Source organism: Pseudomonas fluvialis, assembly GCF_014207935.1.
Classification (GTDB): Bacteria; Pseudomonadota; Gammaproteobacteria; order Pseudomonadales; family Pseudomonadaceae; genus Aquipseudomonas; species Aquipseudomonas fluvialis_A.
In genome coordinates this window covers 246,930-263,896 of the sequence record NZ_JACHLL010000005.1, presented here as the reverse complement: position 1 = coordinate 263,896, position 16,967 = coordinate 246,930, and the positions used below count along the sequence as shown (strand labels likewise).

General features: G+C 65.6%; 13 protein-coding genes. 6 read left to right on the top strand and 7 right to left on the bottom strand.

Annotated elements, in window-relative coordinates; all coding sequences use genetic code 11:
* Positions 1-139 precede the first annotated feature (139 nt).
* Both HNP49_RS14680 and HNP49_RS14675 read left to right on the top strand, forming a co-directional pair.
* Positions 140-1,273, top strand: coding sequence for a PilT/PilU family type 4a pilus ATPase (locus tag HNP49_RS14680; RefSeq protein WP_184684480.1), 1,134 nt, complete (start codon positions 140-142; stop codon positions 1,271-1,273).
* A 60-nt stretch (positions 1,274-1,333) separates the two neighbouring features.
* On the top strand, positions 1,334-2,365 hold the full coding sequence (locus tag HNP49_RS14675; RefSeq protein WP_184684478.1) for an AraC family transcriptional regulator: 1,032 nt from the start codon (positions 1,334-1,336) through the stop codon (positions 2,363-2,365).
* A gap of 19 nt (positions 2,366-2,384) precedes the next feature.
* On the opposite strand, the gene HNP49_RS14670 is transcribed toward HNP49_RS14675, so the two are convergent.
* The 3 genes from HNP49_RS14670 to HNP49_RS14660 form a co-directional block, all read right to left on the bottom strand.
* Positions 2,385-4,169 (bottom strand): GspE/PulE family protein, encoded by a 1,785-nt coding sequence (locus HNP49_RS14670; protein WP_184684477.1) that lies wholly within the window; start codon positions 4,167-4,169, stop codon positions 2,385-2,387.
* A gap of 55 nt (positions 4,170-4,224) precedes the next feature.
* Positions 4,225-5,589 carry an inorganic triphosphatase gene (locus HNP49_RS14665; RefSeq protein ID WP_184684475.1) on the bottom strand — a complete coding sequence of 455 codons (1,365 nt, stop codon included), beginning with the start codon at positions 5,587-5,589 and terminating at the stop codon, positions 4,225-4,227.
* Between the two features lie 82 nt (positions 5,590-5,671).
* Positions 5,672-7,144: an inorganic phosphate transporter gene (locus HNP49_RS14660; RefSeq protein WP_184684473.1), complete on the bottom strand. Its 1,473-nt coding sequence runs from the start codon at positions 7,142-7,144 to the stop codon at positions 5,672-5,674.
* 169 nt (positions 7,145-7,313) lie between these two features.
* Between HNP49_RS14660 and argE the strand changes: the two genes are divergently transcribed.
* Together argE and argA are read left to right on the top strand one after the other, a co-directional pair.
* Positions 7,314-8,456 (top strand): acetylornithine deacetylase, encoded by a 1,143-nt coding sequence (gene argE, locus HNP49_RS14655; protein ID WP_184684471.1) that lies wholly within the window; start codon positions 7,314-7,316, stop codon positions 8,454-8,456.
* 119 nt (positions 8,457-8,575) lie between these two features.
* Positions 8,576-9,874 (top strand): amino-acid N-acetyltransferase, encoded by a 1,299-nt coding sequence (gene argA, locus HNP49_RS14650; RefSeq protein WP_184684469.1) that lies wholly within the window; start codon positions 8,576-8,578, stop codon positions 9,872-9,874.
* 63 nt (positions 9,875-9,937) lie between these two features.
* Here argA and rmf read toward each other — a convergent pair whose 3' ends face one another.
* The 4 genes from rmf to HNP49_RS14630 all read right to left on the bottom strand — a co-directional run bounded on the left by rmf (position 9,938) and on the right by HNP49_RS14630 (position 14,710).
* Positions 9,938-10,138: a ribosome modulation factor gene (gene rmf / locus HNP49_RS14645; RefSeq protein ID WP_184684467.1), complete on the bottom strand. Its 201-nt coding sequence runs from the start codon at positions 10,136-10,138 to the stop codon at positions 9,938-9,940.
* Between the two features lie 155 nt (positions 10,139-10,293).
* Entirely contained in the window at positions 10,294-11,880 is a 1,587-nt protein-coding gene (gshA, locus tag HNP49_RS14640) for a glutamate--cysteine ligase (protein ID WP_184684465.1), read from the bottom strand.
* Between the two features lie 119 nt (positions 11,881-11,999).
* Positions 12,000-12,383, bottom strand: a complete 384-nt coding sequence (locus HNP49_RS14635) for a PaaI family thioesterase (RefSeq protein WP_184684464.1) — start codon at positions 12,381-12,383, stop codon at positions 12,000-12,002.
* A complete protein-coding gene (locus HNP49_RS14630) occupies positions 12,380-14,710 on the bottom strand; it encodes a Tex family protein (RefSeq protein WP_184684462.1) in 2,331 nt (776 codons plus the stop codon). Before HNP49_RS14630 ends, HNP49_RS14635 begins: the two co-directional genes overlap by 4 nt.
* A 165-nt stretch (positions 14,711-14,875) precedes the next feature.
* Here HNP49_RS14630 and ompR point away from each other — a divergent pair, with 165 nt between their 5' ends.
* A complete protein-coding gene (gene ompR, locus HNP49_RS14625) occupies positions 14,876-15,607 on the top strand; it encodes a two-component system response regulator OmpR (protein ID WP_184684460.1) in 732 nt (243 codons plus the stop codon).
* A gap of 17 nt (positions 15,608-15,624) precedes the next feature.
* Positions 15,625-16,938: an ATP-binding protein gene (locus tag HNP49_RS14620; protein WP_184684452.1), complete on the top strand. Its 1,314-nt coding sequence runs from the start codon at positions 15,625-15,627 to the stop codon at positions 16,936-16,938.
* Positions 16,939-16,967: the final 29 nt, after the last annotated feature.

The following is a 16,967-nucleotide window of genomic DNA, read 5'->3' as shown; positions in this document are numbered from 1 at the left end:
GGCAGGCCACGGCTGATCGGCTAGGTTATCAGGTAGAGGCTGATGCTGCGTGGCGACAGTCTGTGTCGCGGCCACTGGCCGGATCGCCCGCCATGCACTGTACTGAGGCCAGTCGCCCACGAATCACAGGGATAGCTCCATGGAAAACCAGGTCACCGCCGAGCGCAAAATCGACGTCTATCCGTTCCTGCTGGAACTGTTCAAACGTGGCGGCTCGGACATGTTCTTCAGTGTCGGCACGCCGCCGCAGATCAAGGTCGAAGGGCAGACCATGCCGCTGGAAGTACCTGCACTGAAAAGTGGCGAAGTGCAGCAGATGGCCTACCAGCTGATGAGCGAGAAGCAGATCGGCGAGTTCGAGCGCGATCTGGAGATGAACCTGGCGGTCAGCGTGTCAGACTCCGGGCGTTTCCGTATCAACGTCTACTACCAGCGCGGCGAAGTGGCGATGGTGGCGCGTCTGATCAAGAGCCAGATTCCCGACATCGAGTCGCTCGGTCTGCCGCCGCAGCTGGAGAAACTCGCGCTGCTCGACCGCGGCCTGATTCTGGTGATCGGGGCTGCCGGCTCGGGCAAGTCGACAACCCTGGCGGCCATGCTCGACTACCGCAACCAGCACAAGGCCGGGCATATCATCTGTATCGAGGACCCGATCGAGTTTCTCCACAAGCACAACAAGGCGGTGATCGATCAGCGCGAGGTGGGCCTGGATACCCATAGTTTCGCCGATGCCCTGCGCAACGTGCTGCGGGAGGCACCGGACGTGATCATGCTTGGCGAAATCCGCGACCTCGACACCATGCAGCACGCCCTGCACTACGCCGAAACCGGCCACCTGTGCCTGGCTACCCTGCACGCCACCAGTACCAGCCATGCGGTCGAGCGCATCGTGCGCTTCTTCCCCGAGGATGCCCGCCACCAGATCCTCGCCGACCTGGCGCAGAACCTGGTCGGGGTGATTGGTCAGCGCCTGATCCCCGCTCTGCAACAGCGCAGGGTGGTGGCCGTGGAGCTGTTGCTGGCTACCGCGCACATCCGAGACCTGATCCAGCGCGATCTGGTGGATGACCTGCATGAAGCCGTGGCCCGTGCCCACGAGCAGGGCTTGCAGACCTTCGATCAGCATCTGTTCGATCTTTACGAGGCGAAGAAGATCAGCGCCGAGGAGGCCATCCGTCACGCCAACTCACGCACCGACCTGACTCTGAAGATCAAGCTGGGTCATGGTGTGGTGGGGGATACCGGCAGCCTCAATATGCTGCGCGACCGCTAGATACGTCTGTGTGGACGGCGGACTACCCGCCGTCCGCCGGCTGGTGCAGAATCCCTGCCCATGCCGACCGCCAAGAATCCCGTTCACGCCTCCGTCAGCGCCAGCCTTGCCCAGGCGGTGTTGCAGGCGGCTGCGCGCCTGGGCTTGCCGCGAGACACCCTGCTGCAGGCCTGCGGCCTGGAGGAGGGTGCGTTGCGCGACCCCGACGCGCGCATTCCTTTTGTCGCCCAGCAGCGCTTGTGGGCCTCGGTAGCCGAGCTGCTGCCGCTGGCTGAACCCGGCCTGGCCATTGGTGCGGCCTTCGGTCCAGGGCAGTTCAGTGTGCTGGGCTACCTGCTGCAGAGCAGCCCGACCTTCGGTGCCGCGCTGCAGGCAGCGGTGCGTTACCAGCGTCTGGCTGGCGAAGGTGGCACCCTGCGTTTGGAACATCACGGCGACGAGCTGCGCCTGATCTACCGGCCGCTGGAACCCGACAGCCTGGCAACCCGCACCCGGGTGCTGGCGCTGATGCAGGGCTGGCTGCAACTGATTCGCCCGCTGCTGCAACAGCTGCAGCTTCGCCGTGTGGAGCTGGCTCAACCGGAGCCCGCCGACCTTTCCCCCTTCGATGAGGCATTTGCCTGTCCGCTGCAATTCGCGGCGCCCGACTATGCCCTGGTGCTGCCGGCCAGTCTGGAACAGGCGCCGCTGACCCAGGGCAATGCCGGTCTGCAGCAGGTGCTGCTGCAGCATGCGGAAAACCTGCTGGCGCGCCTGCCCAGCGAGAGCCTGAGTGCCCGCGTGGTGGCGCTGCTCAGCGCGCAGCTGGCCCAGGGCGAGCCGGACCGCAACGCCCTGGCCAGTCATCTGGGCATGAGCGAGCGCACCCTGCAACGGCGCCTGGCCGAAGAGGGCAGCAGCTATCAGCATTTGCTGACCGAGACGCGCCGCCAGTTGGCGGAGCGCCATCTCGCCGAAGGGCGCCTGCCGGCTACGGAGATCGCCATCCTGCTGGGGTATTCGGAGCCGAGCGTGTTCTTCCGTGCCTTCCGCCAGTGGACCGGGCTGACCCCTGGCGAATACCGCAGTCAGCATGCCAGGTCTGGCGCCTGACGCCCTCAAAGCGGCGCTGTTAGCGCTGTTCGCTTTGCGGAGTGACCCGCAGCACTTCTTCCATGGTGGTCTGTCCGGCGGCGACCTTCTGCGCTCCGGAGAGGCGCAGGCTGCGCATGCCTTCCTTGAAGGCCTGGCGACGCAGGGCGGTGATGTCAGTGTCGGCGCTGATCAGCGAACGCACGCCATCGGACAGCAGCATGATCTCGTAGACCCCGGCACGGCCGCGATAGCCGGTGTCGCGGCACTCCTGGCAGCCCACGGCCTGCTGGGCAGTGCTGGGCAGCGGGGCGCTCCAGGGGCGGGTCAGCTCCTGCCAGTCCTGTTCTTCCAGCGTCACCGGTGCCTTGCAGTGCGGGCACAGGGTGCGCACCAGGCGCTGGGCCATGACGCCGAGCACGGTGGCCTTGATCAGGTAGTGCGGCACGCCCAGTTCCAGCAGGCGGGTGACCGCGCTGGGGGCGTCATTGGTGTGCAGGGTGGACAGCACCAGGTGGCCGGTGAGCGCCGCCTGGATGGCCATCTCGGCGGTTTCCAGATCGCGGATCTCACCGACCATGATGATGTCCGGGTCCTGGCGCATCAGGGCGCGCACGCCGCTGGCGAAGGTCAGGTCGATGTTGTGCTGCACCTGCATCTGGTTGAAGGCGCCCTCGATCATCTCGATCGGGTCCTCGATGGTGCAGACGTTCACTTCCTCGGTCGCCAGCTGCTTGAGCGTGGTGTACAGGGTGGTGGTCTTGCCCGAGCCGGTGGGGCCGGTGACCAGGATGATGCCGTTGGGCTGGCGGGTCATGCTTTCCCAGCGGCGCAGGTCGTCCGGGGAGAAACCGAGCTGGTCCGGGCTCTTGAGCAGCACCTCGGGGTCGAAGATGCGCATCACCATCTTCTCGCCGAAGGCGGTGGGCAGGGTCGACAGGCGCAGCTCGACTTCGCCGCCGTCCGGGGTCTTGGTCTTGACCCGGCCATCCTGGGGTTTGCGCTTCTCCGCGACGTTCATCCGGCCCAGGGATTTCAGGCGGCTGACGACCGCCATGGTGACCTGCGGCGGGAACTGGTAGACGTTGTGCAGCACGCCGTCGATGCGGAAACGCACGGTGCCGGCCTCGCGGCGCGGCTCGATATGGATGTCGCTGGCGCGCTGTTGGTAGGCGTACTGGAACAGCCAGTCGACAATATTGACGATGTGCGAGTCGTTGGCGTCCGGCTCCTTGTCGCTGGCGCCGAGGTTGAGCAACTGCTCGAAGTTGCCGACCCCGCTGATCTTCTGTTCATGGCCGCTGGCACCGCTGACCGACTTGGCCAGGCGGTAGAACTCGTTGGTGTAGCGGGTCAGGTCGAGCGGGTTGATCACCACGCGCTTGATCGGGCGCTTGAGCACATGCAGCAGGTTGCTTTCCCAGCTGTGCACGAAGGGCTGGGCGCTGGCGATGGTCACCTCGTCCTTGTTCACCGCCACGGCCAGAATCTTGTGGCGCTGGGCAAACGCAAAGGACATCAGCGGGGTCACCGCGGCGACGTCTATCTTCAGCGGGTCGATGCGCAGGTAGGGCTGGCCGCTGTACTGCGCCAGCCACTGGGTCAGGCTTTCCAGGTCGAGTTTCTTGCCGGGGCGCTGCAGGTCATCGAGCTGCTGGCTGGCGAGGAACTCCAGCGGGTGCTGCTGGTTGTTGACCGCGCTGCGGCGGATCGCCAGGCACTGTTCGGCGGTGTCCTGGCCCAGGCGCTGGGCGCTGACCAGTTCGCGCAGGATGTCGTTCAGGTCCAGCCAGCGATCCTGACTGGGCGAGGCGATAGCAGACATGCAGCTTCCTTGATGACCTGTTTGGCGGCCTTATGGCCGCCGGGTACCTGGCAGTCTATTTGAGCAGCGGCTTCCAGGCTTTGAGCGTCCACACAGTATGCGCCTGGGCACTGCGCTCGACCAACGCCTCGTCGTTCAGGGGCTGCAGGGCCAGTTGCTCCAGTTTGAGCAGTTCGCCGTACAGGCGGTCGGTTTCCGGCAGCGGCAGCAGCGGGCGGGCCAGACGCAGCCAGACCAGCAGGCGCTCGATACGCGGCAGCTGCTCGCTGAGGTCTTCCGGCTGCTGCTTGTAACGGTCCAGCTTGAGTGCCTTGGCTTCCTCGCCAAACAGGTGCAACAGCCAGTTGCCCAGCGCGGCCTGGCCCTGGCGATTGCCGCGGTTGTTGCGTTCGGCGGTCCAGCCACGGACCAGCAACCAGCGCGAGCACTGCAGGGAGAACAGTCCCCAGCGGTTGCCCTGCAGTTCGGCGGCGAACAGTGCCGGCGCATTGCGCCGCAGGTCGTCGTTGGCGCGGCCGTTCTGCAGGCGCGGGCGCCAGTCTGCCAGCAGCGCGTCGAGGGCCGTGCGCAGTTCGTGGGTGCTGGCGCGCGGGGCGGCCTGGCCGAGGCTGGCGAGCAGGGCGCGCAGGTCGGTCAGTTGCTGCAGCCACTGCTCCAGCAGTTTCCAGTGGCCATTCCAGCGATACTGTTCGGCCAGGCGCTGGCTGCTGCCAAGCAGGTGCCAGCCGAGTGCGGCAACGGCATCGTCCAGTGACTGTTCCTCGCTCAGCTCAGGCGCCGGCAGGCTCAGGGCGTAGCTGCCGGCGTCGAACAGGCGATAGCCGCGCTCGGCCTTGCTGATGTCGCAGGGCATCAGCGGCAGGTCGGCGGCCAGTTCGGCGGCCAGTTCCAGCAGGGCTTCCGGTTCGCCCTGGCGCAACTCCAGCTCCAGCTCGCAGATTTCTTCTTCGCCTTCGCCGGCAATCACCTTGCCCAGGTCGAGGGCTGCCTCGATGACCACCTTGGCCTTGCCGCGGCCCCAGGCGATCTCGGCCTTCTCGCGGACAAAGTCGGTGGTGAAGATCGGCTGCAGTTGCTTCTTGTCCAGCTCGGCCAGGCTGGCCGGCCAGCAGTCGTCGGAGAGCAGCTTGAGGTCGAGCTTGGCCTTGCTCAGGTACCAGTCCCACTCGTTGCGCTCGGATAGCCCGGCCACGCTCTGGCCGCGGCTCTTCAGAGTCTGGATGATCTGCTCGCCGTCACGCCGCAGGCGCAGGGCGACCTTGGCTTGGGCCAGTTCGCGGGCCGGGGTGTCGAAGTACTGGTTGAACAGCTCGCAGCGCTCCCAGCCGGACTTGTTGCGCTTTTTCAGCAGCGGGTGCTCGCGCAGGGCAGCGAGGGTTTCGCGACTGGCGCGCAGCTTGATTTCGGTTTCTTTCTGCATGGGGCAAGTCTCGCGAAAGGGGCGGGCTGGGAGCGACAAGGCCGCCCGAAGGCGGCCTTGTGCAAGCAGGCAGGGGTCGAGCTTAGACGAACAGCTTCACGCCGAGCCAGAACAATGCAGCAGACAGGGCGATGGTCACCGGCAGGGTGAATACCCAGGCGGTGAGGATGTTGCGCACCGTGCCCAGTTGCAGGCCGCTGCGGTTGGCGACCATGGAGCCGGCCACGCCCGACGACAGCACGTGGGTGGTGGAGACCGGCAGGCTGTAGATGTTGGCCATGCCGATGGCGATCGATGCGGTGATCTGCGCGCTCATGCCCTGGGCGTAGGTCATACCGGTGCGACCGATCTTCTCGCCGACGGTCAGCACCACGCGCTTCCAGCCCACCATGGTGCCGATGCCGAGAGCCAGGGCGACGGCGAAGATGACCCAGGTCGGCGCATATTCGGTGGTCGCGGTGAGGTCCTTGCGCAGTTTCTCCAGGTCCGCCACTTCACGCTTGGGCAGTTCCTTGAGTTTGCCGACCTTCTTCGCGGTGTCGTCCAGGCACAGCAGGTAGCGGCGTACTTGGGTGCGCTTTTCCTGGTCCAGCTGGCTGTAGTCGGTGACGCCAGCCAGAGTCTGGTTCAGCGCAGCAATGGTCGGTTCGGTCAGCTTGACGTCACAGCGGAATTTCTTCGGCAGCTCGGTGGTGCCGTTCTTGCCCAGTGCCAGGTAGTCGCTGAGGGTGTCGCTGTTGCGCTCGTAGAACTGGCTGAGGTGCAGCGCGGCATCACGGGTGCGCTCGATCTGGTAGGTGGTGCTGTTCAGGTCGAGGACGAACTTGGCCGGGGCGATGCCGATCAGCACCAGCATGATCAGGCCGATACCCTTCTGGCCGTCGTTGGAACCGTGCACGAAGCTCACGCCCATGGCCGACAGAACCAGCACCAGGCGGTTCCAGAACGGCGGGTGTTTCTTGCCGTCGATCTGCATGCGCTGTTCCGGGTTGTGGTGCATCTTCGACTCACGACGCAGCCACTTCAGGCCCAGCAGAATCAGCGCGGCAACGGTGAAACCGGCCAGCGGCGAGAGCAGCAGGGACAGGGCGATGTCGATCGCCTTCTGCCAGTTCACGCCCTCGGCCAGGGAAATGTCGGTGATCAGCGCGTTGGCCAGGCCGACACCGAGGATCGATCCGATCAGGGTGTGCGAGCTGGAGGCCGGGATGCCGAAGTACCAGGTGCCCAGATTCCAGGCAATGGCCGCGGCCAGCAGGGAGAACACCATGACCAGGCCATAGGCCGTGTTCACGTTGATCAGCAACTCCACGGGCAGCAGGTGGACGATGGCATAGGCCACGCCGACGCCGCCAAGGATCACGCCGAGGAAGTTGAAGATGCCGGAGAAGATCACCGCAAGGTGAGCCGGCATGGCTTTGGTGTAGATCACCGTGGCCACCGCGTTGGCGGTGTCATGGAAACCGTTGATGAATTCGAAGGTCAGGACGAAGGCCAGGGCAAGCACGAGACTCACGACGACCCAGGTATCAAGTCCGCTGAAGATATCAAACATGACGGTTTTGCGACCGGTAACAATTCGGGGCGCGGATTATGCCAGAAACCCGCATGGGGTGCGCGGTCATCCGACGAGCCTGCCGGCGGCCTGTGGTCGCAGCCCGGTCTGCGCTTCTTTTACGCGGGCGTGGCTTCTATGATGAACGCCAGACTGCCGGAGAGTCCCGATGCCCCTTCCTTCCCTGCAAGAGCAACTGGCCGCGCTGATTGCCGCGCCTTCGGTGAGCTGTACCCAGCCGGCGCTGGATCAGTCCAATCGCGCGGTGGTCGAGCAACTGGCCGGCTGGCTGGGCGAGCTGGGCTTCACCTGCGATCTGCAGGAAGTGCAGCCGGGCAAGTTCAACTTGCTCGCCAGCCGCGGGCAGGGCAGCGGTGGCCTGGTGCTGGCCGGGCATACCGATACCGTGCCTTACAACGACAGCCTGTGGCAGAGCGACCCGCTGCGGCTCACTGAGCGTGACGGGCGCTTCTACGGCCTGGGCGTGTGCGACATGAAGGGCTTCTTTCCGCTGGTGATCGAGGCGCTGCAGGGCGGGTTGCTCGATCAGCCGTGGCGGCAGCCGCTGCTGATTCTGGCTACCTGCGATGAGGAAAGCTCGATGTCCGGCGCCCGCGCCCTGGCCGACAGCAAGCGCAGCATTGGCCGTGCGGCGGTGATCGGCGAGCCGACCGGTCTCAAGCCGATCCGCCTGCACAAGGGCGTGATGATGGAGCGCATCGACATCCTCGGGCAGAGCGGCCATTCCTCCAATCCGCAGCTTGGCCGCAGTGCGCTGGAGGCCATGCATGACGCCATGGGCGAACTGCAGGGTCTGCGCCGGCAATGGCAGGCCGAGTTCAGCAATGCCCAGTTCAGCGTGCCGCAGCCGACGCTGAATTTCGGCTGCATCCATGGTGGCGACAATCCCAACCGCATCTGCGGTCAGTGCAGTCTGGAGTTCGACCTGCGGCCGCTGCCGGGGATGGACCCCGAGTGGCTGCGCGCGGCGATCCGCGAGAAGCTGAAGCCTTTGGCCGAGCGGCATCGCGTGCAGATCGACTACGGGCCGATTTTTCCCGGCGTGCCACCGTTCGAGCAGGCGGCGGACAGCGAGCTTGTACAACTGGCCGAACGCCTTACCGGCTTTACGGCCGAAGCGGTGGCCTTTGGCACCGAAGCGCCGTATCTTCAGCAGCTTGGCTGCGAAACCCTGATTCTGGGTCCGGGCGACATCGATTGCGCCCACCAGCCGGACGAATATCTCGACCTGGCGCGCATTGCCCCGACCGTGCAGCTGTTGCGCCAGCTGATCCGCCATTACTGCCTGTGACCACTGACAACTGGAGCCTGCGCCTGATGCTGCTGCGACGATCCTGACCGCGCCCTGCGCCCTTGCCGAGCAAGGCGCGCCCACTGTTTGCCCGTTCACTTCGCACAGGTTTTTGCCGCATGCACGAGTACGTCAACTGGCTCCGCCACGCCACGCCCTACATCAACTCCCACCGCGACTGCACCTTCGTCATCATGCTGCCGGGTGAGGCCATCGAGGATGGCAACTTCGGCAACATCGTTCACGACCTCGTCCTGCTGCACAGCCTGGGCGTGCGCCTGGTGCTGGTGCATGGCTCGCGCCCGCAGATCGAGACGCGCCTGAACGATCGTGGCATTCGCGCGCATTTTCACCGCACCTTGCGCATCACCGACGGGCCGACCCTGGATTGCGTGATTGATGCCGTCGGCCAGCTGCGCATCGCCATCGAGGCGCGCCTGTCGATGGATATGGCGTCTTCGCCGATGCAGGGTTCGCGGTTGCGCGTGGCCAGCGGTAACTTCGTCACCGCGCGGCCTATCGGCGTGGTCGATGGCGTCGACTACCACCACACCGGCGAGGTGCGCCGCATCGACCGGCGCGGCATCAATCGCCTGCTCGACGAGCGCAGCATCGTGCTGCTGTCGCCGCTGGGCTATTCGCCCACCGGGGAAATCTTCAACCTCGCCTGCGAGGATGTCGCCACCCGTGCCGCCATTGATCTGGGTGCCGACAAGCTGGTGCTGTTCGGTGCCGAACAGGGCCTGCTCGACGAGCAGGGCAAGCTGATCCGCGAGATGCGTCCGCAGCAGGTGCCGGCCCACCTGGTGCGGCTGGGCGACAGCTATCAGGGCGAGCTGCTGGATGCGGCCGCCCAGGCCTGTCGCGGCGGGGTCAAGCGCAGCCACCTGGTCAGCTATCAGGAAAACGGCTCGCTGCTCACCGAGCTGTTCACCCGTGACGGCGGTGGCACCCTGGTCGACCAGGAACAGTTCGAGCAGCTGCGCGAGGCGACCATCGAGGACGTCGGCGGCCTGATCGACCTGATCACTCCGCTGGAGGAGCAGGGCATTCTGGTGCGCCGCTCGCGCGAGGTGCTGGAGCGGGAAATCGAGCAGTTCAGCATCGTCGAGCGCGACGGCCTGATCATCGCCTGTGCTGCGCTGTACCCGATTGCCGACTCGCAGACCGGTGAGCTGGCCTGTCTGGCGGTCAGCGGTGATTACCGCCATGGCGGTCGCGGTGACGAACTGCTCGAACGCATCGAGTCCCGGGCCCGGGCATTGGGTCTGAAGACCCTGATCGTGCTCACCACCCGCACTGCGCACTGGTTCCAGGAGCGTGGCTTCGAGCCGAGCAGCGTCGAGCGCCTGCCGGCCGCGCGGGCCTCACTGTACAACTACCAGCGCAACTCGAAGATATTCGAGAAGGCCCTCTAGGGCGCAAGCAATGAAAAAGGGCCGCGATTGCGGCCCTTTTTCATGGGGTTCGGTGAATGCCGCTCAGGCGCTGCGGCGCTGGTGCAGGGCGCTCTGTTCGAGGCCGTCGTCCCAGCCGGCTTCCCAGGCGGCGGCAAGCACGTCCGGCAGCGCGGGGTGACTCGACTGGCTGCCGGTGAGGCCGGCCATATAGCCCTGCTGGTAGGCCTTGTTCAGGCTTTCCAGGCTCCAGTCGCGGTCTTGGTGGGTGTCGGCGGCCGTCATGGCGGGATACCGTCCAGGTTGATGCTGGAAGGTTAATCCCTGTTAGCGTGGCGGCATGCCGGTCGTCCGCGGCGAACGGTCGAGTTGGCGGATTTGTGACGCAGCCCGCGCTTGGCCAGCAAGCGCGGGTAAGACTTTGAATTTATTGGCGCCAATCAGTTGGCGATATGCGTGATGCTGGCCTGATAGGCGGCGACGAAGCTGTCGAAATCGCCCTGGTCCTGTTGCTCCAGTGCAGCCTGCTCGGCCAGTGACTGGCTGGCCATGTCGCTGAACAGGCGTTGCTGTTCGGCGTCCAGTGGGGCGTCGCGCAGTTGGCTGGTGTGCGTCTGGCTCTGGCGCAGAGCAAAGTTGCGGAAGCTTTCGCCAGTACTTTGCAGTTCCGCCAGGATGCGTGCCGACGGCGTCAGTTGCGGGTCATCGACCTTGGCCTGTTGCAGAGTCAACGCCTGCTGGTAGGCCTGGCCGCCGTGGGCACGGTCGAGCAGCTGGGCAATCGGCGTGAAGGCCGCGAGCAGCTCGCCAGCCCACTGGCGCAGTTCCACCGCCTGGCCGTTGCGCTGCAGCTGCAGGCCGGGGCGACGCCCTTCCTTGACGGTGGTGAGGAAGTTCTCGGTGCAGCTGCAGCACTCGCCGCTGGCCAGCTTGGGGCTGTCCTGCAGGGCGCAGAAGAGGATGAAGGCGTCGAGGAAACGCGCCTGATCCAGGTCGATGCCCAGCGGCAGGTAGGGGTTGATGTCCAGGCAACGCACTTCCACGTATTGCACGCCGCGGGACATCAGTGCCTGGATCGGCCGTTCGCCCGAGTAGGTCACGCGCTTGGGGCGGATGCTCGAGTAGTACTCGTTCTCGATCTGGATGATGTTGGTGTTGAGTTGCTGCCATTCCCCAGCGGCGTTCTTGACGCCCATCTCGGCGTAGGCCGGGTAGGGCGTGGCCACGGCCGCGCGCAGGCTGTCGGTGTAGCTGGCCAGATCGTTGTAGCAGGGGGTGAGACCCGACTGGGCGCTGCTCTGGTAGCCCAGGTCGCTCATGCGCAGGCTGGTGGCCCAGGGCAGGTACAAGGTATCGGCATCCAGTTGCTGCAACTGGTGCGGCCGGCCGCGCAGGAAGCTGGCATCCAGTGCCGGCGAGGCGCCGAACAGGTACATCAGCAGCCAGCTGTAACGGCGGAAGTTGCGGATCAGGGCGATGTAGCTGGCAGACTGGAAGTCGCGCCCGCTCTGGGTATCACCGTCCAGCTGCTGCAGCAGCGGCCACAGGCCTTCGGCCAGGCTGAAGTTGTAATGGATGCCGGCGATGCACTGCATGGTCTTGCCGTAGCGCAGGGCCAGGCCCTGACGGTAGACGTACTTGAGGCGACCGATATTGGAGCTGCCGTAGCGGGCAATCGGGATGTCCGCTTCGTCTGGCAGCAGGCCGGGCATCGACGGGCTCCACAGGTATTCGTCCTGCAGCTGGCTGCAGGCGAAGCGGTGGATGCGTTCGAGATCGCTGAGGGTGTCCTCGACCCGCGGCTCGGCCGGGGTGATGAACTCCAGCAGGGCTTCGGAGTAGTCGGTGGTGATCTGCGGGTGAGTCAGGGCCGAGCCGAGGGCGCGCGGGTGCTCGCTCTGGGCCAGTTGGCCGCGGGCGTCGACGCGCAGGGTTTCGCGCTCAATGCCGTGCAGACACTGGGTCAGCAGCGGCAGGTTGGCCGGCTCGCCGAGCAGTGCCAGGCGGCGGGAAAACAGATCGCTCACGGTGAAGTCCTTAACCCGGTTGGCCGACCAATATGGGGGCGTGGTGGTGATGCTACAAGGGGCGGCGTTGACTTGGAGGTATCAGTATCGCCAAGTCTGGCGATTCTGCCTGTCGCCGGTTACAGGCGGGCGAAGGTCGCCAGGGTTTTCAGGATCAGCTTGTCGCCCTGGCGAATCTCGGCCTCCAGCACCAGGGTGCGACGCCCGCTGTGCAGAATGCTGGCGTGGCAGTCGACCTCGCCATCGTCCACTGCGCGGATGAAGTTGAGCTTGGCTTCCACCGTCACGCAGGGTTCGTCGGCGCCGAAGCGCTCGAAGCAGGCCAAACCCATGGCGGTGTCCGCCAGGGCCATCAGCGCGCCGCCGTGCAGCTTGCCGGAGAGGTTGCGCAGCTCGGCGCGCACCGGCATGCGCAGGTGCACCTGACCGCCCTCGGCGCGCACCAGGCTGATGCCCAGGTGCTGGCTGAAGGCGCTGCCGACGAACCCCTCGGGCAGGCTCATTTCTTCAGTTGCTTGGCGTTGGCGAACAGCGCGGCCATGCCGGCATTGGCCGGGGCCGGCTTGTCCTGCGTCGAGTGGCGCTCGGTGCGCGGCGTGTTGCCACGGTTGCCGCCGCCGCGCGGGCCTTCGGTCTTCTCGCCGGGGGTGTCACTCATGCGCATGGACAGGCCGACGCGGTTGCGCGGGATGTCCACTTCCATGACCTTGACCTTGACGATATCGCCGGCCTTGACCACCTCGTAGGGGTCTTTGACGAATTTCTCGGAGAGTGCCGAGATGTGCACCAGACCGTCCTGATGCACGCCGATATCGACGAAGGCGCCGAAGTTGGTGACGTTGGTCACCACGCCTTCGAGCACCATGCCCGGCTTGAGGTCCTTGAGGCTTTCCACGCCTTCCTGGAACTCGGCGGTCTTGAACTCCGGACGCGGGTCGCGGCCGGGCTTGTCGAGTTCCTTGAGGATGTCGGTGACGGTCGGCAGGCCGAAGGTTTCGTCGGTGAACTGCTTGGGGTCGAGGCGCTTGAGGAAGCCCGAGTCGCCGATCAGCGAGCGGATGTCGCGGCCTGTGTTCTGGGCGATGCGCTGCACCAGCGGATAGGTCTCCGGGTGCACGGCGGAGGCGTCCAGCGGGTTGTCGCCGTTCATCACGCGCAGGAAGCCGGCGGCCTGCTCGAAGGTCTTGTCGCCCAGACGCGGCACCTTGAGCAGCTCGGCGCGGCTCTTGAAGGCGCCGTTGGCATCGCGGAACGTCACGATGTTCTGTGCCAGGGTCGCATTGAGGCCGGAGATGCGCGCCAGCAGGGCAGCCGAGGCGGTGTTCACATCGACGCCGACGGCGTTCACGCAGTCTTCCACCACCGCATCCAGCGAGCGAGCCAGTTTCAGCTGAGACACGTCATGCTGGTACTGGCCGACACCGATGGATTTCGGGTCGATCTTCACCAGCTCGGCCAGCGGGTCCTGCAGGCGGCGGGCGATGGACACGGCGCCGCGCAGGGAAACGTCCAGCTCGGGGAATTCCTTGGCGGCGAGTTCCGAGGCCGAATACACAGAGGCGCCGGCCTCGCTGACCATGATCTTGGTCATCTTCAGCTGCGGGCAGAGCTTGATCAGGTCGATGGCCAGCTTGTCGGTCTCGCGGCTGGCGGTGCCGTTGCCGATGGCGATCAGGTCGACACTGTGCTTGGCACAGAGCTTGGCCAGCACGGCGAGGGTGCCGTTCCAGTCGTTCTTCGGCGCGTGCGGGTAGACGGTGGCGGTGTCCAGCAGTTTGCCGGTGGCATCGACCACGGCCACCTTGCAGCCGGTGCGCAGGCCCGGGTCGAGGCCGAGGGTGGCGCGCGGGCCGGCCGGTGCGGCCAGCAGCAGGTCATGCAGGTTACGGGCGAAGACGTTGATCGCCTCGGTCTCGGCGCTGTCGCGCAGCTCGCCGAGCAGGTCGGTTTCCAGGTGGGTGTAGAGCTTGACCTTCCAGGTCCAGCGCACCACTTCGCCCAGCCACTTGTCGGCGGGGCGGCCCTGCTGCTGGATGCCGAAGCGCTCGGCAATCATCAGCTCGCACGGATGGCTGGTGCCCGGCAGCTCCTCGCCCACCTTCAGCGCCACGCTGAGGATGCCCTCGTTGCGGCCGCGGAAGATGGCCAGTGCCCGGTGCGAGGGGGTGTTGCGCAGCACTTCGTCGTGCTCGAAGTAGTCGCTGAACTTGGCGCCTTCGGCTTCCTTGCCCGGAACAAGGCGGGCGCTGAGGGTGGCTTCCTGCTTGAGGAAGCTGCGCAGTTTTTCCAGCAGGCTGGCGTCTTCGGCGAAGCGCTCCATGAGGATGTACTTGGCGCCTTCGAGCACGGCCTTGGTGTCGGCAAAGCCTTTTTCGGCATCGATGAAACGGGCAGCCTCGCTTTCCGGGTTCAGTCCGGGGTTGCCGAACAGCGCGTCGGCCAGCTCGCCGAGGCCGGCTTCCAGGGCGATCTGCCCCTTGGTGCGGCGCTTCTGCTTGTAGGGCAGGTAGAGGTCTTCCAGGCGGGTCTTGGTATCGGCTTCGAGAATGTCGCGCTTGAGTTCGCCGGTCAGTTTGCCCTGCTCCTCGATGCTGGCGAGGATGGCCGCGCGGCGCTCGTCCAGCTCGCGCAGGTAGCGCAGGCGCTCTTCCAGGGTACGCAGCTGGGTGTCGTCGAGGCTGCCGGTCACTTCCTTCCGGTAGCGGGCGATAAAGGGCACGGTCGAGCCCTCGTCGAGCAGGGCCACGGCGGCGGCGACCTGTTGTGGCAGCACGCGGCTGGCGGAAACGGCGGAGAGCTCTTCGGCGATACGGACGTTGATGCTGTTCATGGGTCTACCTGAGGCGCAGGGCGTGCCTGCCTGACTAAGCGGCGCATTATAAACACCGCCCGCAGGCTGGCTGGGAAGCTGGCAGGGGAAAAATCTGCTAACAATGCCTGCCACGGACCGGCCCGGCGCTGAGTCATAATGGCCGCATGAAAACTTGGAGGTTCCATGGCCCCGCATACCCAGCCTGAAGGCGAAAAGATTCTCGTAGTGGATGACGACGCCCGCCTGCGTCGCCTGCTGGAGCGCTTCCTCGAGGAGCAGGGCTACCGCGTGCGCGCGGTGGAGAACGTCGAGCAGATGGACCGTCTGCTGGCGCGTGAGCTGTTCAATCTGGTGGTGCTCGACCTGATGCTGCCAGGTGAAGACGGCATGTCCGCCTGTCATCGTCTGCGCGAATCGGGCAATCAGATCCCGATCATCATGCTCACCGCCAAGGGCGACGAAGGCAGCCGCATCCAGGGCCTGGAGCAGGGCGCTGACGATTACCTGGCCAAACCGTTCAACCCCCGCGAGCTGCTGGCGCGGATCAAGGCCGTGCTGCGTCGTCAGGCACCGGTGGTGCCGGGTGCGCCGGGCAGCGAGGACGAGGTGGTGACCTTCGGCGACTATGAACTGTCGCTGGCGACCCGTGAGCTGAAGAAGGGCGACGAGGTCAACATGCTCACCACCGGCGAGTTCGCCGTGCTCAAGGCGCTGGTGCAGCACGCCCGCGAACCGCTGACCCGCGACAAGCTGATGAGCCTGGCCCGCGGCCGTGAGTGGGACGCGCTGGAGCGCTCCATCGACGTGCAGATTTCCCGTCTGCGGCGGATGATCGAGCCCGATCCGTCCAAGCCGCGCTACATCCAGACCGTGTGGGGTGTGGGTTACGTATTCGTGCCGGATGGCAACAAGTGATCCGGACGCGTGGCTGAATGAAAACCCCGGTCTGGTTCCCGCAAAGCTTCTTCGCCCGCACCCTGTGGCTGGTGCTGATCGTGGTGCTGTTTTCCAAGGCACTGACCCTCGTTTATCTGATGATGAACGAGGACGTGCTGGTCGATCGCCAGTACAGCCACGGCGCGGCGCTGACCCTGCGTGCCTACTGGGCCGCCGACGAGCATGCGCGCGAGGAAATCGGCAAGGTCGCCGGCCTGGTGCGGGTGGCCCCGGCGGATGTGCCGGCCGGTGAGGAGCACTGGCCTTACACGGAGATTTTCGAGCGGCAGATGCAGGCCGAGCTGGGCGAAGGCACCGAGGTGCGGGTGCGCGTGCACAGTGGCCCGGCGCTCTGGGTGCATGCGCCCGCGCTGGGCGCCGACTGGCTGAAGGTGCCGCTGTATCCGCATCCGCTGCGCGGCCAGCGTATCTGGAGTGTGCTGGGCTGGTTCATCGGCATCGGTCTGCTGTCGACGGCGGCCGCCTGGATCTTCGTGCGCCAGCTCAATGCGCCGCTCAAGCGTCTGGTCTTCGCCACCCGCCAGTTGGGGCAGGGGCGCAGTGTGCGTCTGCCCGTGACCGATACGCCCAGCGAAATGACCGAGGTGTACCGCTCCTTCAACCAGATGGCCGAGGGGCTGGAGCAGGCGGCGCGCGAGCGCGAGCTGATGCTTGCCGGGGTATCCCATGACCTGCGCACGCCGCTGACCCGCCTGCGCCTGTCGCTGGAGCTGATGAGCAGTGATGCCGAGCTGACGGACGACATGGTTCGCGATATCGAGGACATGGACGCCATTCTCGACCAGTTCCTCGCCTTCATCCGCGATGGCAGCGACGAGCCGGCCGAGCAGATCGACCTGCTGGCGCTGATCCATGAAGTGGTGGCGCCCTACAACCAGAAACAGGAGCAGGTGCGCCTGTGTCTGGAAGAGTTGCCGCTGATTGCCCTGCGCCGGGTATCGATGAAGCGCCTGCTCACCAATCTGATCGAGAACGCCCTGCGCTATGCCGGCAATGCCGTGGAAGTGGCCGCCTCGCTGGCCGGCGACTGTTCGGCGCCCTACGTGGTGATCAGCGTGCTGGACCGTGGTCCCGGTATCGCGGCGGAAGAAATGGGCGAGATATTCAACCCGTTCATCCGTGGTGACCGCGCCCGTGGTGGCAAGGGCACCGGTCTGGGGCTGGCCATCGTCAAGCGCATCGCCTCGCTGCATGGCGGCAGCGTCGAGTTGCGCAACCGCGCCGGTGGCGGCATGGAAGCACGCGTGTGTCTGCCGCTGGGCTTGCTGCTGCCGCGCGACGCGGCCTAGCAGGCAGTTGAAAAACTACCTACGTTGCC